This is a genomic window from Mycobacterium sp. TH-M82, from assembly GCF_057473605.1.
The window spans coordinates 1-1,032 of record NZ_JBYCKY010000315.1 but is presented as its reverse complement, the minus strand read 5'-3'; the positions used below and the strand labels follow the sequence as shown (position 1 = coordinate 1,032).

Sequence of the window (1,032 nt, the reverse complement as noted above, 5' to 3'; positions counted from 1 at the left end):
GGCTGGTCGGGATCGTCAGCATCGGCGACGTGGTCAAGTCGCGGATCGAGGAGCTGCAGGCCGAGCACGCGCAGCTGCGGTCCTACATCACCCAGGGCTGAGGGCCACCCTGGCTCGCATCGTCGCCGAGCGGGAGCTCAGCTCCAGCAGTAGTCGGCGCGCAACCGGGAAGCGACGGAGTCGAACGTCGGGCGCGCCAGGATCGCACCTTCGCGCCTTATTCCCTCCTCGGGCACGTCGAGTATCCGGTCCAGCCGCACCCAGCTGGGCCGGCCCTGATGATCCCAACCGCCCGAGCCGATCGAGACCCAGTTCGAGTCGTCGTGATGCTCGGGCCGGCTGGACACCATCAGCCCGAGCAGGGTCCGGCGCTCGCGGCCGACGACGAGCACCGGCCTGTCCTTGCCGCGGGTGGGGTCGTCGTCGTAGGCCGTCCAGGTCCAGACGATCTCGCCCGGATCGGCGCGCCCGTCCAGGTCGGGCGCGTAGACCAGCGTGCGGGCGCGGTGCGCGGTGGGGGCGCTGACGCTGGTCACCGGGCGGCCCGCGGGCATCGCGGGCTCGGAGCCGCCGGAGGCCAGGATGTCCAGTCCGAGCCTGAGGCCTTCCGCGATGCCGCGCTGGATGCCGTGCTGCAGCGACGGGGCGCGCTGCAGCCGGCGGATCAATTCCGGGGTCAAGGACACCAACTTCTCGGCGATCTGCCGTGCGGTCGTCCATTGTGTCTTCCGCTGGGCAGCCATGCCCGCAGCTTAGGCGCCCCCGATACGCTGGAGCCAGCGCGTGCCGCCCTCGATCAAGAGAGTCCAGGCGAGTCCCGGAGAGTTCAGGAGATCCCCATCAGCAGTTTCGCCGACCAGCCCTTCACCGCGCCGGCGCAGATCCGGAACTTCTGCATCATCGCCCACATCGACCACGGCAAGTCCACGCTGGCAGACCGGATGCTGCAGCTCACCGGCGTCGTCGACGAGCGCGCGATGCGCGCGCAGTACCTGGACCGGATGGACATCGAGCGGGAACGCGGCATCACCA

Annotated in this window: 2 protein-coding genes and 1 pseudogene; 2 read left to right on the top strand and 1 reads right to left on the bottom strand. The window is 70.1% G+C overall.

Annotated elements, in window-relative coordinates; all coding sequences use genetic code 11:
- Positions 1 to 101, top strand: a pseudogene (locus AC2VON_RS09915) (CBS domain-containing protein); the annotation flags it as partial.
- Positions 102 to 137: 36 nt separating this feature from the next.
- On the opposite strand, the gene AC2VON_RS09910 reads toward AC2VON_RS09915, so the two are convergent.
- Entirely contained in the window at positions 138 to 743 is a 606-nt protein-coding gene (locus AC2VON_RS09910; RefSeq protein WP_486952798.1) for a type II toxin-antitoxin system PemK/MazF family toxin, read from the bottom strand.
- Between the two features lie 27 nt (positions 744 to 770).
- Between AC2VON_RS09910 and AC2VON_RS09905 the strand changes: the two genes are divergently transcribed.
- The coding region (locus AC2VON_RS09905; protein WP_486952799.1) for a GTP-binding protein at positions 771 to 1,032 on the top strand (262 nt) is incomplete at its 3' end.